This window comes from Shewanella sp. SM55 (assembly GCF_025654025.1).
GTDB classification, from domain to species: Bacteria; Pseudomonadota; Gammaproteobacteria; order Enterobacterales; family Shewanellaceae; genus Shewanella; species Shewanella oncorhynchi.
In genome coordinates, this window is sequence record NZ_JAKKRS010000022.1 from 46826 (window position 1) to 73806 (window position 26981).

The 26981-nt window shown below is 45.4% G+C and carries 20 protein-coding genes and 1 tRNA gene; 12 read left to right on the forward strand and 9 right to left on the reverse strand.

The annotated features are described in order from the left end of the window. Positions 1 to 156: 156 nt before the first annotated feature. The 3 genes from L5L91_RS21715 to L5L91_RS21725 all read left to right on the forward strand — a co-directional run bounded on the left by L5L91_RS21715 (position 157) and on the right by L5L91_RS21725 (position 4142). Positions 157 to 1395 carry an OprD family porin gene (locus tag L5L91_RS21715; protein WP_263237727.1) on the forward strand — a complete coding sequence of 413 codons (1239 nt, stop codon included), beginning with the start codon at positions 157 to 159 and terminating at the stop codon, positions 1393 to 1395. 653 nt (positions 1396 to 2048) lie between these two features. After that, positions 2049 to 3728, forward strand: a complete 1680-nt coding sequence (locus L5L91_RS21720) for an FAD-binding protein (RefSeq protein ID WP_219253133.1) — start codon at positions 2049 to 2051, stop codon at positions 3726 to 3728. Between the two features lie 69 nt (positions 3729 to 3797). Beyond that, positions 3798 to 4142 carry a cytochrome c3 family protein gene (locus tag L5L91_RS21725; RefSeq protein ID WP_105250378.1) on the forward strand — a complete coding sequence of 115 codons (345 nt, stop codon included), beginning with the start codon at positions 3798 to 3800 and terminating at the stop codon, positions 4140 to 4142. A 125-nt stretch (positions 4143 to 4267) separates the two neighbouring features. Here the strand turns inward: L5L91_RS21725 and L5L91_RS21730 are convergent, their stop codons facing one another. After that, complete coding sequence (locus L5L91_RS21730; protein ID WP_263237729.1) at positions 4268 to 5245, reverse strand: diguanylate cyclase domain-containing protein; 978 nt, start codon at positions 5243 to 5245, stop codon at positions 4268 to 4270. A gap of 142 nt (positions 5246 to 5387) precedes the next feature. Continuing rightward, positions 5388 to 5723, reverse strand: a complete 336-nt coding sequence (locus L5L91_RS21735) for an FKBP-type peptidyl-prolyl cis-trans isomerase (RefSeq protein WP_263143341.1) — start codon at positions 5721 to 5723, stop codon at positions 5388 to 5390. A gap of 234 nt (positions 5724 to 5957) precedes the next feature. Here L5L91_RS21735 and trxC point away from each other — a divergent pair, with 234 nt between their 5' ends. Both trxC and L5L91_RS21745 read left to right on the forward strand, forming a co-directional pair. Beyond that, the gene (gene trxC, locus L5L91_RS21740; protein ID WP_212599577.1) at positions 5958 to 6380 is read left to right on the forward strand and encodes a thioredoxin TrxC; all 423 of its coding nucleotides are present in this window, start codon (positions 5958 to 5960) and stop codon (positions 6378 to 6380) included. Positions 6381 to 6438: 58 nt separating this feature from the next. Then, a complete protein-coding gene (locus L5L91_RS21745) occupies positions 6439 to 6873 on the forward strand; it encodes a hypothetical protein (RefSeq protein WP_263183375.1) in 435 nt (144 codons plus the stop codon). Between the two features lie 162 nt (positions 6874 to 7035). Here the strand turns inward: L5L91_RS21745 and L5L91_RS21750 are convergent, their stop codons facing one another. Next, positions 7036 to 8436: a DASS family sodium-coupled anion symporter gene (locus tag L5L91_RS21750; RefSeq protein WP_168827785.1), complete on the reverse strand. Its 1401-nt coding sequence runs from the start codon at positions 8434 to 8436 to the stop codon at positions 7036 to 7038. Positions 8437 to 9047: 611 nt separating this feature from the next. On the opposite strand from L5L91_RS21750, the gene L5L91_RS21755 reads away from it, so the two are divergent. Next, the gene (locus L5L91_RS21755; RefSeq protein ID WP_263148594.1) at positions 9048 to 10214 is read left to right on the forward strand and encodes an MFS transporter; all 1167 of its coding nucleotides are present in this window, start codon (positions 9048 to 9050) and stop codon (positions 10212 to 10214) included. A gap of 261 nt (positions 10215 to 10475) precedes the next feature. Then, on the forward strand, positions 10476 to 11177 hold the full coding sequence (locus L5L91_RS21760; protein ID WP_263171888.1) for a pseudouridine synthase: 702 nt from the start codon (positions 10476 to 10478) through the stop codon (positions 11175 to 11177). Between the two features lie 161 nt (positions 11178 to 11338). Here L5L91_RS21760 and L5L91_RS21765 read toward each other — a convergent pair whose 3' ends face one another. Together L5L91_RS21765 and zntR are read right to left on the reverse strand one after the other, a co-directional pair. After that, entirely contained in the window at positions 11339 to 12811 is a 1473-nt protein-coding gene (locus L5L91_RS21765) for an SO_0444 family Cu/Zn efflux transporter (protein ID WP_263237730.1), read from the reverse strand. A 2-nt stretch (positions 12812 to 12813) separates the two neighbouring features. Continuing rightward, positions 12814 to 13311: a Zn(2+)-responsive transcriptional regulator gene (zntR, locus tag L5L91_RS21770; RefSeq protein ID WP_263171890.1), complete on the reverse strand. Its 498-nt coding sequence runs from the start codon at positions 13309 to 13311 to the stop codon at positions 12814 to 12816. A 352-nt stretch (positions 13312 to 13663) separates the two neighbouring features. Here zntR and purH point away from each other — a divergent pair, with 352 nt between their 5' ends. The 4 genes from purH (at position 13664) to L5L91_RS21790 (ending at position 20439) form a co-directional block, all read left to right on the forward strand. Beyond that, positions 13664 to 15262 carry a bifunctional phosphoribosylaminoimidazolecarboxamide formyltransferase/IMP cyclohydrolase gene (gene purH / locus L5L91_RS21775; protein ID WP_212599573.1) on the forward strand — a complete coding sequence of 533 codons (1599 nt, stop codon included), beginning with the start codon at positions 13664 to 13666 and terminating at the stop codon, positions 15260 to 15262. Between the two features lie 70 nt (positions 15263 to 15332). Next, positions 15333 to 16631: a phosphoribosylamine--glycine ligase gene (purD, locus tag L5L91_RS21780; protein WP_198572017.1), complete on the forward strand. Its 1299-nt coding sequence runs from the start codon at positions 15333 to 15335 to the stop codon at positions 16629 to 16631. Between the two features lie 176 nt (positions 16632 to 16807). Beyond that, positions 16808 to 20041, forward strand: coding sequence for an ImpA family metalloprotease (locus L5L91_RS21785; RefSeq protein WP_263237731.1), 3234 nt, complete (start codon positions 16808 to 16810; stop codon positions 20039 to 20041). A gap of 170 nt (positions 20042 to 20211) precedes the next feature. Continuing rightward, complete coding sequence (locus L5L91_RS21790; RefSeq protein ID WP_105250390.1) at positions 20212 to 20439, forward strand: hypothetical protein; 228 nt, start codon at positions 20212 to 20214, stop codon at positions 20437 to 20439. Positions 20440 to 20457: 18 nt separating this feature from the next. On the opposite strand, the gene L5L91_RS21795 is transcribed toward L5L91_RS21790, so the two are convergent. The 3 genes from L5L91_RS21795 to hemE form a co-directional block, all read right to left on the reverse strand. Next, on the reverse strand, positions 20458 to 21261 hold the full coding sequence (locus L5L91_RS21795; protein WP_113941707.1) for an SDR family oxidoreductase: 804 nt from the start codon (positions 21259 to 21261) through the stop codon (positions 20458 to 20460). 75 nt (positions 21262 to 21336) lie between these two features. Next, positions 21337 to 23916, reverse strand: a complete 2580-nt coding sequence (locus tag L5L91_RS21800; protein ID WP_263171892.1) for a putative bifunctional diguanylate cyclase/phosphodiesterase — start codon at positions 23914 to 23916, stop codon at positions 21337 to 21339. Positions 23917 to 24332: 416 nt separating this feature from the next. Beyond that, positions 24333 to 25397 (reverse strand): uroporphyrinogen decarboxylase, encoded by a 1065-nt coding sequence (gene hemE, locus L5L91_RS21805; RefSeq protein ID WP_006079904.1) that lies wholly within the window; start codon positions 25395 to 25397, stop codon positions 24333 to 24335. A gap of 457 nt (positions 25398 to 25854) precedes the next feature. On the opposite strand from hemE, the gene rsd reads away from it, so the two are divergent. Beyond that, the gene (rsd, locus tag L5L91_RS21810) at positions 25855 to 26334 is read left to right on the forward strand and encodes a sigma D regulator (RefSeq protein WP_105250394.1); all 480 of its coding nucleotides are present in this window, start codon (positions 25855 to 25857) and stop codon (positions 26332 to 26334) included. Between the two features lie 495 nt (positions 26335 to 26829). Here rsd and L5L91_RS21815 read toward each other — a convergent pair. Further along, positions 26830 to 26906: transfer RNA gene (locus L5L91_RS21815), tRNA-Asp, on the reverse strand. Positions 26907 to 26981 lie beyond the last annotated feature (75 nt).

Here is a 26981-nt window from a genome sequence, read left to right on the forward strand (position 1 = left end):
CATCTGTGCGAATTTCGTAACTAGTTTCTCATATTCATCCTAACTTCGTTGTCGACATTAGTCATACGTCATACATTTAACCTAAGAATGTTAAACATAATTTCTTTAAATAGCTCAGACAATTCTGATCAGGGCTTACTAATAATAGGGAAGATGATGATGAAAAAATCTTATTTATCTTTGCTTGTGCTATCTACGCTAGCGATTCCTGCTACAGCAGATACCAGCATTGATCAAATGTTTAGCCAAGGTACGTTAAAAGGGGAATTACGCTTATTCGATTTTACCCGTGACTTTGATAATACGACGAACACTAAACACGATACGTCATTTGGCGGACTGTTTTATTACAATACCGCAAAAGTGAATGGCCTCAGTTTTGGGACCAGCTTCGCATCTGCAAATCCCATTTGGACCAATGATTCAGATGATGTCTACGGCCTAGTTGCTCGCGATGCCGCTGGCGACCATGACAGCGTCAACCGTTTACAGGAGTATTTTGTCCAAGGTAATTGGTGGGATACTCAATTCAAATTAGGTGCACAAGAACTGCGCACACCAATGATGAATCCCCATGACATTCGTGCGATCCCACGAACTTTTCGCGGCTTTTCAGCAGAAAATAAGAGTGTTGACAATCTAACGTTATCAGCACTCTATATTACAGATTCCATGGGGTGGTCTGATAATAGCTTCGTATCCGTAAAAGAGGCGGTACAAAGCGAATTAGCAAGAGCGGGTATTGTGGCAGATGTTGCCGATAACCCAGTTTATGCCCTAGGTGCTAAATATCAATTGCCCTTTAAAACAGTCCAAACTGAAGCCCATCTTTGGCACTACAGCATGGAAGATGTTTTCAATCAAACCTATGCCAAAGTGAAATTATCCGCTGATGTTGGTCCAACGAATTTGTACTTAACACCTTCCTATTTAACTCAACAGGCAATAGGTGATGAAACCGGCGGCCCACTCGATACCTATCAATATGGCTTCCATCTAGGCGCCAAATTGGCGGGGGCAGATCTCACTTATATGTACGCCAAAACCGGGGATGACACAGTGCTGACCCCATGGGGCGATGAAAAAGTGGTCATTCAACAGGTATATCAATCTGCACGGGCGAATGAAGAGGTCAACGCGTTAAAGCTGGCCTATGACTTTGAAAAATTAGGGGCGAGTGGATTAGAAGCCTATGCCTTTTATGGGCAGTACGATGTGCCAGAGGGGACTGCGTCAGATTTTAATGAAACAAACTTTTCAATCGCCTATAAATTTTCAGGCATGTTATCGGGCCTAGGCCTTAAGGCGCGTTATGCCATGGTCGATTTTGATCAAGCTGAAGATCTTGACGATCTGCGTTTATATGTCACTTATAAATTTACCTTAGGTAAATAGTTCATCAGTTTTAACTCCCCTGCACCAAAACTTATATGGGTGTATCAGCCTTGTTGGATACACCCGGTTTTTACACCGCAAAATTCTCATCTCCATTTAAACGTTGCGGTGAATGCGTTGACTTAATTATTGAGATCAAAAATGGAAAAAATAATTTCTTAATTATTCCAGCCATGGCTATTTCATGTGTCTTATTTAGCGGATGCGTAAATAACGATGACTCTAACGCCTCATTACCACAATTAACTCCCGTAAACCTAGAACACTAAATATATGTAGTGAAATAGCTTAACAACACATATTTTATTTTGATCACTGTATTTAAGAAAATTATCTTCCTCAAAAAATTCACTGCATTATTTAATAAAGAAAGTCCTACATTAGCTTGTTTCAAAAAGAATAATCATATTAACAGCTCAAAACTCCAGCATTTTGTGAAGCACTGCAAAGATGTAATTAATACCTCTTTTGGTTTATTGTCATATGTCATACATTTAAACGTATGTTGTTAATGAATGAGAATTTAATCACTTTCACACAACTGCACTTCTAGTTTTTAAAGCAAACAAATCACATGCGGTTATGGCTAGATCCATTGTCGTTGCTAACGATGTCATATCGACCTTAGCAATGAGGACCCAAGGAGTATCAAAATGAGTAAAGAGCATTCACAGAAACCGAAAGAAATCGATCAATACACTGCTAGCGTGCTTCAGAATGGTATATCTCGAAGAAGTTTCCTAACTCGAGCTGCAGTGGGAAGTGGTGGCTTAGCCTTTGCAAGTCTTGGTATTGCTTCAGCGAGTGCGGCACCACTTCAAGTTGGCACTGAATATGGCGAAATTGGCGGCGCAACGCTCAATTTTCTACCTAAGCCAAAACCTATTGCTGATAAAGATATTGCAACAACCCAAACCTTTGATGTTGTCGTCGTCGGTGCTGGAGCTTCTGGTGTGCCTGCGGCTCTATCAGCCAGAGAAAGTGGTGCAACCGTTGCGTGTTTACAAAAGCAAGCCATCCCTGTCTCTCAAGGAAACACTGGTTCAGGAATTGACCTGAAAAACAGTGATAAATCAGCAATTGAAGCTTTAGTTAGCCGTTTAATGGCGGATAACGCGCACCGTTCACATCCCGGTCTTCTTAAGCAATGGGCTTACAATTCAGGTGAAGCTGTCACTTGGGTTATCGATAGAGTTAAACAAGGTGGCGGCCAGATTGTTGACCAAGGAACTAAAGTGCAGCACGGTATTCGCGGAATTGCTGATACTGATGACCGTTTAAATTTTATCACTTCTTTCTGCGGCCCTAAACCCTACACCACGGGTGATGCTATGCGCGCATTAGCTAAAACAGCAGAAAAAGCAGGCGTTAAGTTTTTCTTTAATACTCCTGCACAACAATTAATCCAGGATGAGTCAGGAAAAGTCATCGGCGTCATTGCTCAAACTCGTGATGGTAAATACCACAAATACATGGCGAAGAAAGGTGTAATTCTGTCCTCTGGCGACTATCAAAATAACAAAGCCATGTGTGACTTCTTCATCCCCGAACTGAAAAACTTTGAACGTAAACAAATGGATCGTACCGGTGACGGTTTTGCTATGGCCTATTGGGCTGGCGGCGTTATTGAACCTGTTGGACATACCAAAATGTTGCACGACTTCGATGCCGGCCCGGCATCCATGTGTGACATGCCATTCTTAGCGGTAAACCGTAAAGGTGAGCGCTTTGTGAATGAGAAGGTTGAGATGTCTCTAATGAATAACTACTTGAAAGATGAGCAGAATGCGGGGCATTACTCACAAGTATTTGATTCTGACTATATGACGCAAGCGAAGGATTGGCCTGGCCACCTCTATTCTCCTGAAGAGCTTAAAGTTTACATGCCTGAAGTTCCTGGTGAGAAAACAGGAGTATTTCCCTCTTTGATCAACACCCATTCAGCTAACACATTAGAAGAATTGGCAGTGAAGTTAGAGTGCGATCCAAAAACCTTTGTTGCCAGCGTTAACCGTTATAACGAGCTGTGTAAAAAAGGTAAAGATGAGGACTTCGGTAAACCTAGAAGCAAAATGGTACCAGTGCTCAAACCACCGTTTTACGGTATTCACCGTCGTATGCGTATTTCTACTTTATGTTCAGGAATTCTCGTTAACGACAACCACCAAGTACTTGATGCTGATGGTAAGGAAATTCCTGGTTTATTCATTGTTGGTAACCTAGGCGCAGGTTTCTATGGTGGCGTTGACTACCCATTAACGGTATTTGGCTTGTCTTTAGGTCGCTGCTACACCTTCGGCTATTTAGCGGGCAAATATGTAGCAAAACTATAGAACACATAGTCATCAATAATGGATGCCTCACATTTTGGCATCCTGTGAAATGAATAATGGGATCAAACAATGAAAAACTTAACAATTATATTGGCTATTATTTTGGGTATTTTCGCTGGCAGCGCGTTCGCTAAAGAGAGTACTTTACTCGATCAAACTCATATGGCGAAAGGGCTTAAATGTGCAAGCTGCCATGGTGCAGAAGAACGACAAGCCGTCCCTATGCTCAAGTGTGTACAATGCCACAACACTAAGAAATTAGCGGAAAAAACGGCGGATGTAAAACCAACCAATCCCCATAAAAATCGCCACTTCGACACCGAAACTGATTGCAGTAAGTGCCACCATGTACACAAAAAATCTGAAAACTATTGTGTCAGTTGCCATCAACCATTTAATTTTGTAACTCCATAAGCTGATGACACTAAGCTTAAAAAGCTAAAAAACAAAAAACCACCATTAAAGGTGGTTTTTTGTTCGAATAAGGCACTGTAATCAAATCTAAATGAAGTATTACTAAGATCTGCAAGCTTGGATCATTATTCCGACAACTGATAAAAACAATATCCATGCTTTCCTTGGTGTTTCACGCGATACATGGCGGCATCAGCGCGATCACAACTCTCGGCAAAACTATCACCATAGCCAAATATATCAATACCGATACTCAGGCCTACCTCCACTTCACAACCTTCTAGCAGGAATTTATCTCGATAAACATCGAGCAATGATTGTGCGAGTGCCCCTAATGATTCACGATCAAATGACGGCAGTAATATCACAAACTCGTCACCCCCTAACCGTGCGATCTGCGCGAATTCACCGGCGTGAAATACTAAAGTATGCGCAACGTGCATCAACAGGCTGTCACCAAACTTATGGCCGTGACGGTCATTTAACGCTTTAAAACCATCAAGGTCGATAAAAAATAACGCACCGCGAATATCTGGTTGCGAAGATTCATCGAATACTTTGGCAATAGCTTGGCGATTCATTAAGTTGGTGAGTGGATCACTGTGGGCTAAGCGGGCTAAATCTATTTCGTAGCGCTTTTCTTGAGTAATATCGATATGGCTGCCCATCATTCGCAGTGGTGTTCCATCAGCTAAGCGCTCGACAATACGCCCACGATCGGACACCCAGGTTATGCTGCCATCTTTGTGTAGCATTCTGTGAACTGCTTGATAGTAATCGGCTTGACCATTCACATGATCTTCAAAGGCTTTTATCACCCATTCTTTATCTTCTGGGTGTAATTTACTTTTCCAGATATCAACATGGGCAGCAAACTCTTCAGGACTAAACCCGAGCATTTCACCCCAGCGCATGTTAAATATGGTTAAATTTCCGCTTGGAATATGCTGTTCCCATAGACATAAACCATTACCATCGAGGGCCGCAAAGAGTTTTTCTTCGGCACGATAATTCAACGCCGCTAAATGAGCGTTTTCACTTTTTAGCTGAGCGATCTCAGCCTGAAGTTGCGCAATTAACTCTGCTGCAGTATCCGAAGCCACGACAAATCTCTTTCCATTAAGTGGGAAAATTGAGTCCAGTGTAAATCACCCTATGCCGAAGCAACATAGTGAAGAGTGCAAGATGAGCCAGAATCATATTGGCTCAATCGAGCTTACACAGACTCTCGCAGTCCTGTCACGCTTAGTCGCGAGTCAGCACTTCGAGCAATTCGATCTCAAAGGTGAGATCAGAATTTGGTTTGATATGAGCACCCACTTGACGCTCGCCATAGGCTAAGTGAGCTGGGACTAACAACTTACGTTTGCCACCGACTTTCATCCCCATAATACCTTGATCCCAGCCTTTAATCACACGGCCAGTACCAATTACACATTGAAACGCCTGACCACGATCATAGGATGAATCGAATTGGGTACCATCCTGCAAAAATCCACGATATTGGGTGGTGATCAGTGCGCCTTTTACCGCTTCTTTTCCTTCGCCCACTTGCAGCTCGATTACTTCTAATTCAGTCATATCTTCATTCTCTTTTCTTGTTCGCACTTAGGGCGTGATATTCAACTTTGCGCGGGATTTTATCACCGACGAGCGGGCTTGTCGGCGCAATCTAAACATTTCTGCAGCTCGGTTCACTTCTTTATCCTTAATAATAAGGTCATCATGGGCGATAACATCATCACTCGCTCTTTAAATTACTGTCGGTTAGCCCAATATATAAGTCATATAAACGTTTTATTTTGGAGCTTTGCCATGATTATTGCCTGCCCCCATTGCGATACGTTAAACCGCGTTCCCGATGAGCGTTTAAACCAACAACCCACTTGCGGTAAATGTAAGCTCAGTGTCTTTACGGCTGCGCCAATTGAACTCAATAGCGCAAACTTTGCCAACCATGCTAATAAATCAGAGCTTCCCCTTGTCGTTGACTTTTGGGCCAGCTGGTGTGGGCCCTGTAAAAGTTTTGCGCCAATATTTTCTGCAGCAGCTAAAACTTGGGAGCCTCAATTTCGCTTCGGTAAAATCAATACTGAAGAACAGCAAGCCCTCGCGGCTCAATTTAATATTCGATCTATTCCAACCTTAATGATTTTTAAACAAGGCCACATACTCACCCAGCAAGCCGGAGCTTTACCCTCCTCAGCGTTTAACCAATGGTTAAATGCCTATAAATAAGAGGATTGAGCTAAGATACAAACGCTCAGCCGAGCTAATTTTGTAAAGGTAACGAAAATTGAAAAAAGCAATGTTCTTACTGGGCGCAGTACTCTTGCTAGTGGTGACAGGATGGGGTTTACAACAACATCTCACAATTGATACTTGTCTCGACAAGGGAGGGACTTGGAACGATGAAACTCAGCAATGCATTCGTCCATTCGAACAAGGGATAGCCTTTACTCGCAGTGATCATAATTCTGCCGAGCCGCAGACAGCTTATGTTTATCTTTCAGAGAATTTACAGCAAGCAAAAGTGTTTTTTGCCATAACAGATAAGCATATTATTTTACAAGCCGTTACTGTCACTGAAGGCGATACCACTCCCGTATTATATAAAAATGACATTGAACAGATTGATATCATCAATGTAAAAGAAATCTTTTATCTACGTTATCAACATCAAGCAATTTATAGCGCAAATACTTTTAGTCGCAACTTAAGCTCAAATTAAGTGCAAAACATAAGCATAGAGTAAACTTCGAAACACTAAGCCCAAAAACTCGGTACGACTCAGCTAAAAACAAAATCAGTATCCGCCCTATGCTCTTCAATAAGGCGAATACTATTCTAGCGGCAACGTTGAAACACAAAGTTGCCATGAACTATATCAGTGTTAAATATCCCAGAAGGTATGGGCGATAATACCCAAGACAATCATACTGATAAAGTTGATGATCATACCGACTCGCACCATTTCCGATTGCTTGATATGGCCAGACCCATAAACGATAGCATTGGGCGGTGTCGCCACCGGCAGCATAAAAGCGCAAGAAGCTGCAATACCAATCAGTACAGATAACATTACAGGCGATATGCCTAATGCCTCAGCAATCGCAGCAAATACAGGCACTAACAGTGCAGCGCTGGCGGTGTTACTGGCAAATTCAGTCAACATCACCACAAAAGCAATCACAGCAAAGACGAACAACGACATGTGAGTGCTACCGAAAATATCTGTCATCCAGTGAGCTAAAAATACGCTGGTGCCAGTCGTTTTTAGTACTGCGCTCAGTGTTAAACCACCACCAAACAATATGAGTACACCCCAATCTGTGGTCGATTCAATTTTCTTCCAGCCGACCAAACCTAAGCCCGAGAGTAAAACGACGGCACCTAAGGCGACTATGGTATCAAACTGAGTGATGCCACCTAATGCCTTGGCTAACGGCACACTGAAAATCCAGCAACATACGGTAGTCAGGAAGATAAGCAGAGTAAATTTCCCCTGAAATGTCAGCTTCTGAGCTTCAACATTCACATCGAATTTGGCAGAAAGATCAGGCTTAAAATACCAATACAAGGCAATCAACATCATAGGTAGCATGAGGATAACGGTTGGAATACCAAACTTCAGCCAATCACTAAAACTTAAGCCCACTTGAGCCGCAGCAATCGCATTCGGTGGGCTACCCACTAAAGTACCGATACCGCCGATGTTGGCCGAATAGGCAATACCGAGCAGAAGGAATACATAGGTGCTGTGGTATTTTTCGCGGTCGAGCTGCTGCAAAATCCCGAGTGCCAATGGCAACATCATCGCCGTGGTCGCAGTATTGCTGATCCACATCGATAGCAGTGCAGTTACTCCAAACAGCATCAAACAGGCGATACTGAGTTTGCCCTTAGAGGCTAGCAGCAGCTTTTGCGCTATGAGGGTATCAATCTTTTGATGGTGCAAGGCCGCAGCCAATACGAAACCACCAAAGAATAAGTAAATGATGGGATTGGCAAAGTTACTCATCGCCTCCTTGGTTTCAAACACCCCAAAGAATACGGCGAGTATAGGAACGAGAATCGCAGTGATACTGATATGAATCGCTTCGGTCAGCCAAAGAATCGCTGCAAAGAACAAAATGGCCAGCCCAGTATTCACCCCTTGTTCGAAAGGTAAACCGTAATAAAGTGCAAATAACAGCACGATATCAGCCACTAGGATCAGCATTTTTTTCTTATCGAGCCCCTCGCTGACGGGAGCTTTATTGGGTGGAGCAGTACTTGAATCTGTTAAAGACATGGTTACAACCTTAATACCATTTTATTTTGACGCAAATTTAGGGCATAGATCACACTTGGCAAAGCGGTTTATTTTGTAATTTTATCACTTGGCAACAACATTTATTGCTGAGCTAGCACGCACAAACGGCCGATTAGCGACAATAATCACCAAATTCTGATCGACACCTTTGTTTTAAAATTTCAAACGGACAAAGATCGAACAAAACCTTGCCCACGTTGTAATTTAATTAATGTTTAAAACTGAGATATAGATCACGCCACACTTTCTACCAAGGTGATAATCAACTAATTAATCATACCTTCTGATCATTGGTAGGATTAGGTATTATTCCCCAAATTTGGCACTAAATTGAATGTGTGTAGCGCTAAATCGAATCTAGATATCGTTGAATGTGCACTAAAACTGCGACGCAGTGAACAGCAAGCGACCAACACAAACGTATTGCAACAAGGCAACATAGAAAACCCAATATCTACATGAATCGTAAACACAAATATTATTCACCACCACAGTCAATCTAACTCACTTTACCCTGTCAGCGATCCAGCCTAAAGTCGCGACCGCAACCCCGCCCGCTGTATATTATTTGTCTGTTTTCGGAACCGCCCGTGGAAAAAATTGCCTTAACTCAGTCGGCTCAAAAGCCCAGCCTTTTCGTCCCAGTAGCAGGGTTAAGTTTGTTTGCTTTGGCATCAGGCTACTTGATGAGCTTAATCCCACTGTCGCTCACTTTTTTCGAACTCAGCACCTCACTTGCTCCATTACTGGCCAGTATTTTTTATTTAGGTTTATTACTGGGGGCGCCTTGTATTGCTCCTGTTGTTGCCCGTATCGGCCACAGTAAAGCCTTTATCCTTTTTTTGAATATCCTTCTTTGCAGCGTTGTCGCTATGATATTAATCCCAAAAAGTGGAGTCTGGTTAGCCTCTCGACTAATAGCGGGATTTGCGGTTGCAGGAGTTTTTGTGGTGGTTGAATCATGGCTATTAATGGCCGATACCCAAAAGCAACGCGCTAAGCGGCTTGGACTTTATATGACAGCGCTTTATGGAGGCACTGCCTTAGGACAATTAGCCATTGATTATTTAGGTACAAAGGGCAATCTACCTTACCTAGTGATCATGGGATTATTAGCCGCGGCAAGTTTACCCGCACTACTGGTAAAACGCGGTCAACCTCAGGTAAGCGAACAACAATCAATGTCATTGTCTGCGCTAAAAAACCTAAGTCAGCCTGCCATTATGGGATGTTTAGTCTCTGGATTATTGCTTGGCCCTATCTATGGTTTACTTCCCATCTATGTGGCACTGGATATGGGGCTTGATCAGCAAACAGGACAATTTATGGCCCTCATCATTGTAGGTGGCATGCTGGTACAACCTTTAGTCAGTTATTTATCTCCTCGAGTTAACAAAAGTGGCTTGATAGTAAGCTTTTGCCTACTGGGTGTCGCAGCATTATTGCTACTCACTCAGCATTCAAATATGACACTGATTATTGGATTTCTCTTGCTTGGCGCCAGCGCTTTTGCCCTTTACCCGATTGCAATCAGCTTAGCTTGTGACGACTTGCCTGCTAGCCAAATTGTTTCAGCGACTCAAGTGATGCTACTGAGCTATTCGGTGGGGTCAGTGATAGGCCCATTAGTGGCCAGCAGTTTTGGCCAAACGGAGTTCGGCTTACTCATTTATTTAGGAATATGCTGTATTCTGAGCAGTATTTACATTTTTGCTCAATTACTTATTAACACTAAGCCAAGTTTTTCCTCGCCTTAACAAGTCCCATAAAATACATTGCACTGCAACTCAATAAGCAGCCACTTAATGAACGATATGCTCATCGAGTGGCTCAAATAGAAAACATCTGCGGTCAAATCAACACAAAACGAACAGCAAGATGATCCACAAAGGTCATAATGTTAAAAATCAGTACGCTTAGTTTTAACATTCAGACAGAGCAGTTGCTTATCCTCCCTAAGTCGCGATAATGCAGCTTACTTAAACACCTGTGCTGACTGTTTTTCCTGAGATTTCACTATGCGCCTCGATAAATTCCTCTGTAAAAGCACAGATCTTGATCGCAAAGCCGCAAGAGTCACCATTCTTGGCGGCTCAATCACAGTCAATGGCGCTATCGTGACAGACTGCGCAATGCAAGTGCATGAAAATAATACTGTCAGCCTTAATGGAAAACCGCTTACGCCACGCCCATCTCGCTATATCATGTTGCACAAACCTGCTAATACCTTGTGCTCAAATGTGGATGGAGCCTACCCTTCGCTATTTCATCTGCTCGATATAGATCGCGCATTTGACCTGCACATCGTTGGCCGCCTAGATGCTGATACCACAGGCTTAGTGCTACTGACTGACGATGGCCGCTGGTCGTTTAATATTATCTCGCCTCAATATCAGTGCGAAAAAATCTATCGTGTTCAACTGCGAGATCCACTCGACAGCGAAGCGACTGCAGCCATAGCCGCAAAGTTTGCCGCAGGGCTAAATCTACAGGGCGAAACCGCCCTCACTCTGCCAGCAACACTGCAGCAAGTGGATGAAAAAACCGTGCTACTCACGCTCACCGAAGGCAAGTTTCATCAAGTCAAAAGGATGTTTGCCGCCGTGGGCAATAAAGTGATTGCCCTACACAGGGCGCAAATTGGTGCAGTGGCCTTAGATATCGATGTAGGGAAATGGCGCAACTTAACCTTGGCGGAGATAAGCACCTTCCCATCCTAATCAATTAACAAGGCTGAAGCCGACAGGCCGCCTACGTTTATCGACGATAAAAAAGTAAACAAATACTGATAGGTTTGCAAATCAATCCCATAAAAAATCCCAGTGTTAGCAACAACACTGGGATGTTTATTTACGCGATAATTTAGCTGAATATGAACCGATTAAGAGCAACAATCGTTGCGGCGAACCCAGCTTCTTGGGATCTTCTCAAAAACCACTTTTGCCATGAGTAATGCCAGCAATATGCCCGAGCTTGCCACTAACCATTGAGGTAACATTTGGTGCTCTTCACCAATTTGTGGCATCACCACAAAACCAAAGGTATTAACCAGATAATTGACCAACATACCGGCCACTAAGGCCACGCCAATCACACCGCCAAGATAGCCCCACAGCGCACGTTTACCTAGCTCTTTAGCCACAATGCCTAAAGTCGCGATATTGGTTGCCGGACCAGCCATCATAAACACGAGTACAGCACCCGGTGACACTCCCGCCAGTAATAATCCAGCGGCAATCGGTGTCGATGCGGTCGCGCAAATATACATAGGCACAGAAACGAGCACCATCACTAGCATAGCTAAAATGCCATCGCCCCATTTAGCCAAAAAGTCAGCCGGCACATAGGTTTGTACCAGAGCTGCGAAAAATAAGCCCACCAGCAGCCACAGCGTAGTATCACGCACTAAATCCGTTGCCGCATATTTAAGGCCAATTCCGATACGACTGAGTACCGATTGCGACTTAAACTCAGTCGCCATATCTTGAGTAGACGCACAGCAGCTATCGCCTGCAGTGTTAGCACAGCAAGCGCCTTTTTTCACCACCACTATTTTTTCAGGCTCTGTGGTTTGGCTGCCACAACATGACCCCACGCTTTCTGCTTTAGCAGCGTTAACCTTGACCACAGAACCCATAGTTTGAGCAGATCCCATGGTTTGACCGCCAACAGCCATAACACTTGAAGGACCCGCCATTAAGCTCGGCGCCGCCATAGGCGTCATTTTGATCTTCGGCTTTGGCTCGGCTGCAGGTGCATCAACACTGTCATTACCACAGCAGGAAGACTTTACGGGCGTTATCGTAGGCGTAGTCGATGAGCAGCAGCTTTTAACCGCTTCGGCTTTTACCATCTCTGGCTGAGCCACTGATTTTGAGGCGCAGCAAGACGCCACTGACGCCTCACCCTCTAATGGCTTATCTGATTGAGTTTCTACCTTAACCACTGACTTGCCATCGTCATCATCGCGACCAACGAGTAAGCCCGCCACTATCGCACTGGTAATGGCCGCAATCGGTCTAATGATTGCCATAAAAGGACCAAGTAACACATAAGAAACCGCGATGGAATCGACGCCCGTTTCAGGGGTTGAGACTAAAAAGGAGGTGGTGGCTGCTTTAGATGCACCAGAACGACGCAGCCCAACTGCTGCGGGAATAACGCCACAAGAACACAAAGGTAAAGGTGCGCCAAGCAGCGCCGCTTTCACTACGGTTTTAAAACCGTGACCACCGAGCTGCTTTTGCATCCACGCCATTGGCACGAATACTTTTAATAGCCCAGCTAAAATCAGGCCCAGTAACAACCAAGGCGCCGAGTCTAAAAACAGATCAATAAAATTCTTCAGTAACATAATTAATTCCCTGACTCTTCATAAATGGCTTTGCCGTGATTATTCTGTGCTTGGTACTGATTTACATTATGAGAGTGATGCTCAACGCGTACCCGCTCAGTGCTGGACTCCAACGCCTCTAAAATAGAGCAATGTTCGGCGCTACGTGGCCCACCACAGCAAGCATCAGACAAGCTTTGTAAACTCGCTTGAAAATGATTCAGCTCAGCAATTTTGGCCTGTACTTGAGCCAATTTACAATCAACCATACCTTTTACATCGGCACAGACTCGGTTAGATTTATCGAGTTCAATTGACAGCAATTCACTGATTTCATTGAGGGTAAAACCCACAGCTTTCGCCCGTAAAATAAAGCGTAATCGCGCAGCATCGGCCTCGGTATATACTCGATAGCCAGACTCAGTACGGCTCGACGGCGCGAGTAGACCGTGCTTCTCGTAGAATCTTAACGTGTCGGCTTTCACCTCACATAAATCCGCCAATTCACCAATACGATACATGTCTTCATCCTTTGCGAAATAGCCCACAACTCAGGGATCATTTCCAGCATACAACTCAATAATGCAAGTATAAACCTTGGAGCCTACTCCAAGGTCAAGAGGTAATTTTAACTTTACTGAAAGCCAACACGGCAATGCCGCTTTGTTCTGATATGAATATTGTGAAATCACGCAGAAAAAACACCCGTAAATCGAGTTTTACGCTAGAATACGCGCGCTGTGACGAAGGGATAAAAAGTTAGCTAATAAAGTAAAAATAGGACCAAGGGACTTTTGGAAAGCAGTACAACGTTAAGGCTGTTCTGTTTTCCGAAAGATCCTTGAAACTAAAATAACTGGACCCTGTACCCAAATGACTGCTGCAAATAATGCCAGACCCATTCGTCGCGCGCTGTTAAGCGTTTCAGATAAAACCGGAATTCTCGAGTTCGCCAAAGCACTTCACGCCCAAGGTGTGGAACTGTTATCAACTGGCGGCACCGCTCGCCTGTTAGCGGATAACGGCGTGCCTGTTATCGAAGTATCTGATTACACAGGACACCCTGAGATCATGGACGGTCGCGTTAAGACGCTGCACCCTAAAGTGCACGGCGGCATTTTAGCGCGCCGCGGTCTTGATGAAAGCGTGATGGCCGACAACAATATCAATGCCATCGATCTGGTTGCGGTTAACCTTTATCCCTTCGCTGAAACTGTGGCTAAAGCTGGTTGTACCTTAGAAGACGCTATCGAAAATATCGATATTGGCGGTCCAACTATGGTGCGCGCTGCGGCGAAAAACCATAAAGATGTGACTATCGTGGTGAATGCGGCCGATTACGATCGCGTACTTGCAGAAATGACGGCTAACAATGGCTGCACGACCCATGCGACGCGTTTCGATTTAGCGATTGCGGCCTTTGAGCACACTGCGGGTTACGATGGCATGATCGCCAACTACTTCGGTACTATGGTTCCTGCACACAGCACGGACGAATGCTTTGCTGATTCTAAGTTCCCACGCACGTTCAACACCCAATTAGTGAAGAAACAAGACTTACGCTATGGCGAAAACAGCCATCAAGCAGCGGCTTTCTATGTTGACACTAAAATTGATGAAGCTTCTGTGGCTACCGCGATTCAGTTGCAAGGCAAAGCCTTGTCTTACAACAATATTGCCGATACCGATGCCGCCCTTGAGTGCGTAAAAGAATTCTTGGAACCCGCCTGTGTTATCGTTAAACACGCTAACCCCTGTGGTGTGGCCTTAGGTAAAGACTTACTCGATGCCTATAACCGCGCTTATCAAACTGACCCAACCTCAGCCTTCGGTGGCATTATCGCCTTCAACGGCGAATTAGATGCTGCGACGGCGAGTGCGATCGTTGAGCGTCAATTCGTTGAAGTGATTATCGCCCCAAGCGTTAGCCAAGCGGCGCGCGATGTGGTTGCGAAAAAGACCAACGTGCGTTTATTAGAATGTGGTCAATGGAATACTAAGACCCAAACCTTAGACTACAAACGTGTTAACGGCGGCTTGCTGGTACAAGATCGCGACCAAGGCATGGTCGGTTTAGAAGACATCAAAGTGGTTTCTAAACGTCAACCGACTGCAAGCGAACTGAAAGACTTAATGTTCTGCTGGAAAGTGGCGAAGTTCGTTAAATCTAACGCCATCGTTTATGCCAAAGACGGCATGACTATCGGTGTCGGCGCTGGCCAAATGAGCCGCGTTTACAGCGCTAAAATCGCCGGCATCAAGGCCGCAGATGAAGGCTTAGAAGTGGTGAACTCTGTGATGGCGTCCGATGCTTTCTTCCCCTTCCGTGACGGTATCGATGCCGCAGCGGCTGCGGGCATTAGCTGTATCATCCAACCGGGCGGCTCAATGCGCGATGCTGAAATCATCGCTGCTGCAGACGAGCACGGCATGGCCATGGTGATGACAGGCATGCGCCACTTCCGTCATTGATAACAACTTAAATCAAACTTGGCCCTAGCGATTAGGGCCTTTTCCTTTGCGATGTGTGGGAGTTTTAACCATGAAAGTGTTAATCATTGGTGGTGGCGGCCGCGAACATGCCCTAGCTTGGAAAGCCGCTCAATCGGCTCAAGTTGATACCGTTTATGTAGCACCCGGCAATGCGGGCACAGCCCTAGAACCTAATGTTGAAAATCTGGCGATCAGCGCCACCGACATCCCTGCTCTGCTCGATTTTGCGAAAACCAATAAGATTGAACTGACCATAGTCGGCCCAGAAGCACCACTCGTTATCGGTGTCGTCGATGCCTTCAACGCCGCAGGTTTAGCGATTTTTGGCCCAACTAAGGCCGCAGCCCAACTCGAAGGTTCAAAAGCCTTCACTAAAGACTTTTTAGCCCGCCACAATATTCCTACGGCGGGTTATAAAAACTGCACTGAAATCAGCGATGCCAAAGCTTTCGTGCGTGAATTAACGGCCACAACAGGTTATCCAGTGGTCATCAAAGCTGACGGTTTAGCCGCGGGCAAAGGCGTGATCATCGCCCAAAACCAAGCCGAAGCCGATGCCGCAATTGATGACATGCTCGCCGGTAACAAGTTTGGCGAGGCGGGTTCGCGCGTAGTGATTGAAGAGTTTCTCAAGGGCGAAGAAGCCAGCTTTATCGTGATGGTCGATGGTAAAAACATTCTGCCAATGGCCACCAGCCAAGATCATAAAGCCCGTGATAACGGCGATTACGGCCCAAACACGGGCGGCATGGGCGCTTACTCGCCAGCACCTGTGGTGACTCAAGCGGTACACGATTGGACTGTGGCGAACGTCATTCGCCCAACGGTTGATGGTATGGCGGCAGAAGGCAATATCTACACAGGCTTCCTGTATGCGGGTTTGATGATATCGCCCGATGGCAGCGCCAAAGTACTCGAGTACAACTGCCGCTTCGGCGATCCAGAAACTCAGCCGATTATGATGCGTTTAAAGTCTGACTTAGTGGAACTTTGTTTAGCCGCCACCCGTGGCGAGTTAGATAAAGTGACAGCTGAATACGACGAGCGCGCAGCCGTGGGCGTGGTATTGGCCGCTGGCGGTTACCCAGATGAGTATCGCAAATTTGATGTGATTGACGGTCTCAGCCTTGGCGATAACAATGGCAAAGTGTTCCATGCGGGCACTGAGATGAAAAACGGCCACGTCGTTACCAACGGCGGTCGCGTATTGTGTGCGACGGCACTGGGTAACACAGTCACCGAAGCGCAAAAAGCCGCCTATAAATTGGTTGATGAAATTCACTGGGATGATGTGTATTTCCGTACCGATATTGGTTATCGCGCAATCGCACGTGAACAGCAAGATTAATTAATATCTCTATTAAAAAACCGGCAAGAAGCCGGTTTTTTTGTGCCTGTTTTTTGACAAGCGTCAAATATAACATCATGATTTTCAATAAAATTATATAATTAATTCTATTGAAAACAGGAGCAACAAGATACAATGTCAACCAAATGTTAAATACACAAGGTTCAAGGACTCCCATGAGGATTAGACTACTTTATGCCTACATTGCCATACTGCTTAGCGGATGCGGTGGCGGCTCAGAAGATACTGGCACGACAACACCCACTCAGCCGCCAGTCCAACCTCCCGCGCTGGTGCAATACACCGCCAGCAGCCTATCGGTAATAGGTGGCGCACTGAGTCCAAGCAGCCAAAAAGTGGAGTCTGGCAAAAGCGCTATTTTTAGCATTACAGCCGATACCGGCTTTACACTTGAGGGCATTACTGGCTGTGGTGGCACACTCAATGTGCTGACTTACACCACTGCGGCCATGACGGCCGATTGCACTATCACGCCGACATTTATCAGTAATGCCGAAAATGCCATTAAGCACCAAGACCACAGGCTTGCCAATGCGAGTGAGTTAATTGATTTCAGCATCGCCGAACTCGCTAATATCGACATCAAACGTAAAGCCCAGATAAATCAGCTATATCAAGGTGTCGGTAGCAGCATCTCTTGGCATCCAACCCATGACTCAATTACCTTTTCGAGCTTTATGCCGGAGAACACTTTTACAGTCTTGCCATCAAATGTCGATGGCAGTGGGGAAAGCGCCGTTCGTGGGTTAGTGATGACGGGCGAGCAACAGGGGCAAAGATATGCGGCCATGGGAGGAAATCTATTTTCTGTCAACACTTCGGCGCAAACTGATACTTTATTGAAAAATCTTTTAGGCTGGCTGACCAAAGGTGCCGATAAAAAAGACGGCCTCAGCATAGTGACCGCCCAAATGCCGAGCAAGGTTGACAGTTGGTACTTTCCCCATAATGAAGGGATCCGCACTTGGCTTACAAACAACTACCCCGCAGCCCATAGCATTAATACAGCAAATACCTGTGACTACAGCGAGTTAAGCAACTGTATCAACACACTGAAACCGGATCTGATTATCATTAGTGACTTAGACCGTCAGTCACTCGGTTTTGCAGGCATAAAAGCCGCGATCGCCAAGGCCAAAGCGGCAGGAATTCCCTTGTTGCTCTCTAACTACTGGCGTAATGAAAGCCCAATACTGTCGCCACTTTACCTTGAGATGGGGCTTTCTACCTCTGGCAATTACTGGTCAAAACTCAATGCCAATAACCTCAGTGTGACCGATATTTTGGTCGAAGACACCGCCCTGGCCAAGGTGAATAATTTGCTCGGTAAGCTTAACGAAGGGCGCTTCGACACCTCAGTACTCAACGACTGCGGCGGTAATTACTTGAGCTGTAATGCTGCCGCCTTTGTTGACTCATTCAAGGCGGGTGCCGATTGGTATCGAGCCAATGCTGAAACCTTAGATAACCATGCTATCGATGTGTTTACCAAAGCAGACTTCCCCTTGATGAAGGCCGGACTGCTGCTCGCCGATAAGTATCGCAGCGAGATTGACTACCCCATAGCCTACAGCGAATACGCCCAGTGGCAGCAGGCCCTGTTTGCCGATTGGACTGTCAGCTATGCCCGCGTCCATAACTTAGCCCAGCCAGATTTAGGTGAATATGTTACCGACAGAGCTAACCTCAGCAAGGGCAGCAATGCGCACTACACTTATCCTGCGACTGTCACAGAACATAAAACCATTAGCGTACCCTATGCAGGCCAATGGACGACCACAGGCTGGTATGCGCTGCCAGGACAAACCATTAAACTGACTCGTCTCGATAGCAGCGCTGCAAATGTGGAGATCAAACTCAACTACCACAGACGCAATACCAACCGTGCCTATGAGCAGAAAATCTACCGCGGTCCATTGGAGTTGGCGCAGCAACGCCTGCGCTTAGCTCAAGGACAAAGTCTTGAATTTTCTTCCCCCTACGGCGGGCCAATTTATCTGTATATCAGTGGTGATACTTCGAGTACTGATGGCGGCGCGTTAAGTGTCGAAGTCAGCGCTGAGCATGTGGCTAAACATCCGACCATTATGGATTTTTCAAACCCTGCAGAAATAGCAACCTTTAACGATCGCATCCAAAATACCGAATTACCCCATGTGGACTTGCGCACCGATGGTGCCGAGCAGCATCTGCGTCGCGACCGCTTTTTAAACGCCATCGGCGGGGATGTACCCGATGTAAACGCGCTACTCAAAAGTATTGTCGATGACCATATCAACAGCGTTTACACCCTTGCGGGGCTTAAGATCCAAGGCAAGAGCTTAAGTGAATCCTTACCTGCCGATGTACTAGCGGCCTGCAAAGGACTGTTTGGCGACGACTGTATCGATAATAGTCTGCATACCCGCACTATCATTCAACACGCGAATTATGACCAAAATGCCCAGTGCGGTGGAGGTTGTAGCGGTAACCCTTGGGACGCAGCATGGAATATCGACCCAACGGGTTGGGGTGATAACCATGAGTTAGGCCACAATCTGCAAACTAACCGTCTCAATGTGCAATATGCTGCGGCAAGTGATCATGATAACTGGGCAGGTTATGGCAGCCGCGCAGGGGAAAACTCCAACAATATCTTCCCCTATGTGGTGAAGTGGAAAACCCATTATCTGCGCGACGGCAATACAGGCACAGTGACCGATGGTCACATGAACCACAAGGATCTCTTTTATGTGTTTATGTCCGATGCCGCAGGTACAACAAACACCAGTGGTAAACGCGTAGTGTTTGGCGCCAATTGTAAGGTGCTCGATGCTGGTGAAGACAGATACACTGCGCCTTGGGCCAGCAATGCTTATGCTGTCCATAACGGTTATCGCATGGCGTTTTACATCCAAATGGCGCTTAAGGCTCACGGCATGACACTCAGTGACGGCACCACTCTGAACAATGGCTTTAATCTCTTTACCTTGCTGTATCAACACAGTCGTATTTTCGGTAAATATGCGAATAACGCCAGTGATTGGGAAGCGAATCGTAGCAAACTGGGCTTTAGCCAATTTTCGTTTGAAGGCAATAGTGTCTACGGTGGCAAAACGGTGAAAGATATTCCGGGCAACGACTTTATGCTGGTGTCTTTGAGTCAGCTCACAGGCAAAGATTGGCGCAGCCATTTCGATATGTTAGGCCTGCACTACTCAAGCCTTGCGGCCGCACAAACAGCCGCCAATGCCACATCAGGGGCTATCCCCATGGGCATGTATGAGTTAGAAACCGACTTGCCACCCGCCAATATGAGCCAAGGTTTAACCTTTGTGCCCCTGTCACTCACTGATGGTACAACACTGTGGAAAGGCGTGGGTTCGCCAACCCAGTGCACCAAACCATAAGTGTGCTAAACCTTAATCTCGCTAAGATACTAACGCTATTCATAAACCTCGCTCTGGCGGGGTTTATGTTTACCTTAAAATGTGATGTAAAGCACATACCTAGGTTCAGATGACGTGCACCATTTAGCTTCTTAGATTTTTAACAATCATGAAATTAATGGGGTAAATATATGGGTTATTCGATAAAAGATCTTATTTATCAAGGTGAAAAATCAGGCGTACATAACTGGCAAACCCTAGAAGGAGCCAGCTTTTACTGGCATCCAGATTGGTTTCATATTGCAGAGGATATGACGGGCCATAACGCGACTGTGACTATCGATATCGATGGGGACAAAGCGACTCAAAGTGAAGCTGAACAATCCATCATTAAGCATCTCAATAAGAGTGGCAAATAGCTTGTAGTGGCAAAGACTTTAGTGCCCGGAGGCGATCGCCCTGCGGGCAATTTTGTCGATTAAGCCTGGTGCGATCAGCTTAAGCCAACGCCCCAAACGACCACGAAGTGAAGTAATCAGTTGACGGCCTCGAGTTGCAATCACTGGCAACATCATATTAGCGCATTGCTCAGCCGTCAGTATCTTAGCTTCCTGCATCGGAGATTTGCCTAAAGGATTACCAGCACCATCGAGGGCACGTTTGTGAATTTGTGACACTACAAAATCGGGGCAAATAACAGTTACGGCCACATTATCATCCACTAATTCAATCCGCAAAGAATCGAAAAAACCAATCACAGCATGTTTAGAAGCGGCATAACCGCTGCGAGTAGGAACGCCCGTTAATCCAGCGACTGACGCCACAACCACCACTTGGCCTTTACTGGCTTTCAAGTGCGGTAACGCGGCATGGGTTAAATACGCAGGACCAAGATAATTCACCCGCATTATGTCTTCAAGCACTGAGAGCTGAGTCAGTTCATCAAAACGTGACCACATAGTCATGCCTGCATTATTAATCAAAATATCGAGATGGCCATAATGCGCAACTGCAGCTTCAACTAAGGCTTCACACTGTTCAGGACTGGAGACATCGGCGGCAAATACAAAAGGAGGCGGACCATAATTAGCGATTTCTAAAGCGAGTGAGGCGAGGCGTGTTTCATTACGCGCACTGAGCACCAGTTGGCAGCCCATTCGCGCCATTGCCACTGCGAGCGCCCGACCAATACCTTCTGAGGCACCCGTGATGATCACGACCTTGCCAGTGAGTCCATCCATAGTCATTCCTTTGTTATCGCTATGTTAATTACGCCTTTTGCTAAATTGGCATAATCACGCTAAAAGCGCAATCCTTCACGCGCGTTGTGCAAGCCTCATCTCATATTGCTCACGATAATTAGCTAAGGGTTGCGGGCGCCCTATCGCATAACCTTGCGCATAGTTAATGCCTATGCTCAACAATCTGTCAATAATATCCTGATTCTCAACAAATTCAGCAACAGTCTCGATTCCCATAACCCGACAAACATCCTGAATCGATTTAACGATGGCGTAGTCTTTAGCATTCACGGCGAGATTCTTAATAAAACAGCCGTCGATTTTGACATAATCCACGGGCAGCTCACGCAGATAACCATAAGAGGCAAAACCACTGCCAAAATCATCCAGTGCAAATGAGAAACCGAGTTTACGTAACTGCTTCAACATTTCCATACCACGATTGCGATTTTGGATCGCGGTGGTTTCAGTAATTTCAAAACAAATACATTGGCTTGGAATATCAAAAATGTGTTGCTGCTGGGCGATATATTCCACCATACCTTCGGCACCTAAACTATTGCCCGAAAGGTTGATCGAAATACAATGATCAGGCCAAAGCACGGGGTTCAAAGACAACCATAAAAAAGCTTTGCGGATGACTTCTTTATCGATATCTGGCATCAACTTAAAACGTTCAGCGGCGGCTATAAACTGCGCAGGCGCCAAAATGCGGCCACAGGGCTCTTGAATTCGTAACAGAATTTCCATTCGTTGTCGCTGCGGACCACTGCCTAGTCCGCGGATCGGTTGGTAATACAGAATCAACTCGTTTTCTTCAATCGCTTGCGCGATACGTACCGCCCACTTAGGCGCATTTCTTTGGTAGGTGAGTTCTTTATCTTTATCATCGTAAAAATGAATTTGATTGGCGCCCTTAGCTTTAGCGGCAATGCAGGCGATATCAGCGTCTTTTAATAACTCTTGTGCATCGATATAGGGGGCTCGGCCAAAGGCAACACCTATGCTGAGGCCAACTTTATAATTACAGTTTTTATCGTTCAACACTTGCATGGAGACTTGCGCGATCATTTGCTTCAGTAATTGCGCCACAGATAAGGCACTACGATTACAAATCACTAAACCAAACTCATCGCCACCAAGGCGCGCCAATAGCTCCTGTGGCCCAAGACAAGCCTGCATTGCCTTAGCCACCATAGCAAGCATACGATCGCCTGCAGTATGGCCACAGCTGTCGTTAATCAACTTGAATTGCTCCAAATCGAGATAACAAACGGCGATAGTTTTGGCTGAGGCGGCAAATTGGGGTAACTGCTCATCAAATGCCTGACGGTTTAGCAGCCCTGTAATGCTATCGAAATTTGCCCTTTTTTGTAGCTGGTGTTTAAGCAACTCTTCTTGAGTGATATCCCGCAATACCACGACAGTACCAACAATTTCTTTATCGTGATTGCGCAGATTGCTGATACTGCGCTCCATAATCCGAGGCGAAGCAGTTAATAGCTTGATTTTCTCGACCTGCGGTGCTGATTCTTCGAGACGAATGCAGGTAAAAACCGCCTGATTCAACTGCTCCCCAGCCTTTAACAGACTCGCAAGGCTCTGACCTATGGCATAGCAACTAGCAACATCGAGAAGCAACTCGGCCCGCGGATTCATATAAATCACGTTGGCATCGACATCGGTCAAAATCACCGCTTCAGCAATGGATTCTAAGGTGATTTTCGCGCGTTCTTTTTGCTGATAAATTCTGGCCAGCAAGCTATTAACACGGCTGGCGAGCACTTCTAATTCTTCATTACCCTCGCTTGTAACGGGTTGATATACACTGGACATAGGATCGACCAGCGCCAATTGATGCATCAGATTTTTAAAAGGTTTGAGTAAGCCCGAACGCAGCCAAATATAACCAAGACCAACAATAAACACACCAAAGAGAATAAATCCGAGCGATACCCAATCAAGTTGAAATTTAACCTCTCTAAAGGGACCATCGGAAAACAGCACTTGCAGGTAGACAGGCTTATCTTTTAACAGACTTGGAATGTTAATCGCGTCACTGTGCACACCATCAACTGTTGGCGTAACTTCGCGAGAATGGCTCATGCTCACCTTAGTCACCAATAAGGCCTGAGCATATTCCAGTAAGTCTTTATCAGTCAGTTGGCGTACCAGCAGCACAGATTCATTGGGCGCAGAAGCCACGGAAGTAACGACATAAGCATACTTGCCCATCAAATAAGCGCCAGCAACACTGGGCTTATCGGCACTGACAATAGCATTGGCGATTTCTCGTAACCTATCATTCTCAAAGGGACGTTCATTGGGGAAAAAAGGGTGCAATTCACCCTGCCGTAGAATATACCAACTCAGATTGGCTGACATTGAGCTATCGCGCCACGAGGATTCAAGCTTTTTAAGTTGGTCTTCATCTAATTGAGACAAAGGTAAGGCATAGATATTAGTGAGAAAGGTTAAGCGATCGACATCAATTTGAAACTGCTGCTGGATATTGGCAAGCTCACGGTTAGCACTATCTTGACGTAGTAGCTCGACGCGATGGTCGTACCAATAACCAAGACAATAGGAGACAATTACCACCGCAGGGAGACAAAAGCCCGCAATAAATACCATTATTTTCTTGCCAATGTGCATCTCTTACCACGGCTTATTATGACTAAATTGATTGACGGCCTTGCATAATCCTTCATTACGCCATGCAACATATCTCATTTGCGAATAGTATTAAACATCACTTCGCTTTAGTCGTTGCTAAAGTAGACATTTTCATGCAATTAAATCCATTTCATACCTTTGATTTAAAAATAAAATTTATAAATTAAACAATTCTGAATTTTACTTTTTATCAAGATAATTCACACATAATCAGTATGTGAATATAGGGTATTTAAGTCGTTATTTAAAAGTAAGACTCATTAAGCTCGCAGACGATAGAAACTACCGCATACGCTAATCCATAAAGATACCTTCGCCAGAAGCTCCAACGCTATCAAATTCAAATGTCGGATATAAAACAGGCCCGCAAGCGGGCCTGTTTCGCAAACCAAAAATTATTTATGGTATTGCTTTGATTGTGCATGAACCGCCTTGATAAAGGCGCCAGCATGTTCTGGATCGACATGCTGATGAATACCATGGCCTAGGTTAAATACATGGCCAGTACCTTCACCATAACCCGCTAGAATATGGCCAACTTCCTCTTCGATACGTGGAATTGGCGCATACAACATGGATGGGTCCATGTTGCCTTGCAATGCAACTTTATGGCCTACACGACGACGGGCATCGGCAATGTCTACCGTCCAATCCAAACCTAGTGCATCACAGCCAGTTTCTGCCATCGCTTCTAGCCACAAACCACCGCCTTTAGTAAACAGCGTCACTGGCACTTTACGGCCATCGGCAAAGCGTGTCAGACCATCAATAATCTTCTGCATATAACGCAAAGAAAACTCACGGTAAGCAGAATGCGATAACGCACCGCCCCATGAGTCAAATATCATCAAAGATTGCGCACCGTTAGCAACTTGAGCATTCAGGTATAAGATCACTGAATCGGCTAATTTATCTAACAGCATGTGTAATGCCATTGGCTCAGCGTAAGCCATCTTCTTAATTTTTTCGAAGGTTTTGCTCGAACCACCTTCAACCATGTAAGTAGCTAAGGTCCAAGGTGAACCAGAAAAGCCAATTAACGGCACTGCACCATTCAGTTCACGGCGAATAGTGCTAACGGCTTTCATCACATAACCCAGCTCATCTTCTGGATCTGGAATTGAGAGCTTTTTGATCGCATCGATAGTGTCTGTTGGGCGTTCGAAACGTGGGCCTTCACCCGCCTCAAAATACAAACCTAAACCCATAGCATCGGGCACTGTTAGGATATCGGAAAACAAAATCGCCGCATCGAGATCATAACGACGTAAAGGTTGCAGCGTGACTTCACAGGCAAGCTCATGATTTTTACACAAAGACATGAAGTCACCCGCTTGAGCGCGAGTGGCTTTATATTCAGGAAGATAACGGCCAGCTTGACGCATCATCCACACAGGGGTCACATCGACAGGCTCTTTTAGTAGGGCGCGTAAATAACGATCATTCTTTAATTCTGCCATTGGGCTTGGTTCCTAGTCTTATTGAGATCCGCTGGGTCGGTAGTTTAGCATTTACGCGAATAATGTAACCTTTATGTGCAAATTTATGTGAGCTATTCCCCATCATTGGCGTCGATTTGACCGCATAAACCGGAAAATGTTAGCCAGCTAACATACTGCTCATTTATTCGTAACGAAGTCACACTCAGACAGAAAAAAGTTGCGCCGGTTCCCCGCCTTTGGTATAAAAAGTCTGCGCTAGCAAGAACAATCAAGAAGCTCGTCGCATCGAGCCTGCTATAAACTTTACTCGCCCAACGATAGGTTTCTATCGTTGGGCTTTTTATTTGCATTTTTCGATATGAAACAGCTGGTTTGTCCATTTCGTCATTCTCGCAAATTCGCATGAAAAGAGTTGATCGATTAGCAACTTGTCCCTACATTAGAGTTATGTGCTGGCACTTAAATGGAATGCATCATGCTGAGAGAACTCGAAAAAGCAGAACAGAAGTGGGGCGGTTCAAATAAGCTTATTGATCAATGGCTAAAAAACCGTCGAAAACTGTTAGTGCATTACTGCCAAATTGCTGGGCTTCCCCCTTACGGTAAATCAGAAAAATCGCTTCCCTCGTTCGAACATGTTAAATCTTTCTGTGACTTATTAGTTGACTATGTCTCCGAAGGACATTTCGAGGTCTATGATAAAGTCGTTAATGCCTGCAGTGAATATGGCGAATCAAGCAAAACGCTCGCGCAACAAGTATTGCCCAAGATAACGCCAACCACGAATGCAGCATTAGATTTCAACGATAAATATGCGGAAACACAAGACGATTTCGTATTATATCAACTCGATAAAGACCTATCTGAGCTCGCCCATAACATGGAAACACGCTTCGAACTCGAAGATGAACTACTTGAAGTTCTCCATCGCAAACATTCTGAGCACAACCAGTAGCCCCCCTTCCTAAGCGCACCTTGCTGCATCTGTGCGCTTATCTATCCTTTCCCTCAATCGTTTTGAAAATGAAGTAGCATGGCTTTGGGCGACTACAGGAACACGTCCTAGTGCCATCAGACAGCAACCGTTTGAATCAAATTGAATCCGATAGAACAGATGTAGTCATGGCCGAGGCAGCACACATTGGCAAATCGTTGTTTCAATAGGTATGGCGATATTGTTATGTAATGCTCGATAGCATTAATGTCTTGAGGAGCCACAGAAGATGACTCAGTTGGGCTTTCGGAAATGGATAAACTTTGCTAATTAATAGAATAGGTTTAGCTTTAAAACAAAAATTTCATATTCTGATAAGAATGTCATCTACATGATGCCCGACTATGACGATAACCACATGCTTCGAGCCCGAAGCATTAGCGTCACTGACACGAATTATCCGCGACGCCATAACGAAAAAAGCCTCATCTTTCGATGAGGCTTATCTCTTAATGTTGGCGGAGCGGACGGGACTCGAACCCGCGACCCCCGGCGTGACAGGCCGGTATTCTAACCAACTGAACTACCGCTCCTTTAGCTTAACGTCTACACGTTAACCTAAATTAGGCGCTTGGCGATGACCTACTCTCACATGGGGAGACCCCACA

What these genes read in the sequence shown, in the direction of transcription:
- L5L91_RS21715 (WP_263237727.1), top strand. Translation starts at nt 157, where the DNA reads ATGATGAAAAAATCTTATTTATCTTTGCTTGTGCTATCTACGCTAGCG.
- L5L91_RS21720 (WP_219253133.1), top strand. Translation starts at nt 2,049, where the DNA reads ATGAGTAAAGAGCATTCACAGAAACCGAAAGAAATCGATCAATACACT.
- L5L91_RS21725 (WP_105250378.1), top strand. Translation starts at nt 3,798, where the DNA reads ATGAAAAACTTAACAATTATATTGGCTATTATTTTGGGTATTTTCGCT.
- L5L91_RS21735 (WP_263143341.1), bottom strand. Translation starts at nt 5,723, where the DNA reads ATGACTGAATTAGAAGTAATCGAGCTGCAAGTGGGCGAAGGAAAAGAA.
- trxC (WP_212599577.1), top strand. Translation starts at nt 5,958, where the DNA reads ATGATTATTGCCTGCCCCCATTGCGATACGTTAAACCGCGTTCCCGAT.
- L5L91_RS21750 (WP_168827785.1), bottom strand. Translation starts at nt 8,436, where the DNA reads ATGTCTTTAACAGATTCAAGTACTGCTCCACCCAATAAAGCTCCCGTC.
- L5L91_RS21760 (WP_263171888.1), top strand. Translation starts at nt 10,476, where the DNA reads ATGCGCCTCGATAAATTCCTCTGTAAAAGCACAGATCTTGATCGCAAA.
- L5L91_RS21765 (WP_263237730.1), bottom strand. Translation starts at nt 12,811, where the DNA reads ATGTTACTGAAGAATTTTATTGATCTGTTTTTAGACTCGGCGCCTTGG.
- zntR (WP_263171890.1), bottom strand. Translation starts at nt 13,311, where the DNA reads ATGTATCGTATTGGTGAATTGGCGGATTTATGTGAGGTGAAAGCCGAC.
- purH (WP_212599573.1), top strand. Translation starts at nt 13,664, where the DNA reads ATGACTGCTGCAAATAATGCCAGACCCATTCGTCGCGCGCTGTTAAGC.
- purD (WP_198572017.1), top strand. Translation starts at nt 15,333, where the DNA reads ATGAAAGTGTTAATCATTGGTGGTGGCGGCCGCGAACATGCCCTAGCT.
- L5L91_RS21785 (WP_263237731.1), top strand. Translation starts at nt 16,808, where the DNA reads ATGAGGATTAGACTACTTTATGCCTACATTGCCATACTGCTTAGCGGA.
- L5L91_RS21790 (WP_105250390.1), top strand. Translation starts at nt 20,212, where the DNA reads ATGGGTTATTCGATAAAAGATCTTATTTATCAAGGTGAAAAATCAGGC.
- L5L91_RS21795 (WP_113941707.1), bottom strand. Translation starts at nt 21,261, where the DNA reads ATGGATGGACTCACTGGCAAGGTCGTGATCATCACGGGTGCCTCAGAA.
- L5L91_RS21800 (WP_263171892.1), bottom strand. Translation starts at nt 23,916, where the DNA reads ATGCACATTGGCAAGAAAATAATGGTATTTATTGCGGGCTTTTGTCTC.
- hemE (WP_006079904.1), bottom strand. Translation starts at nt 25,397, where the DNA reads ATGGCAGAATTAAAGAATGATCGTTATTTACGCGCCCTACTAAAAGAG.
- rsd (WP_105250394.1), top strand. Translation starts at nt 25,855, where the DNA reads ATGCTGAGAGAACTCGAAAAAGCAGAACAGAAGTGGGGCGGTTCAAAT.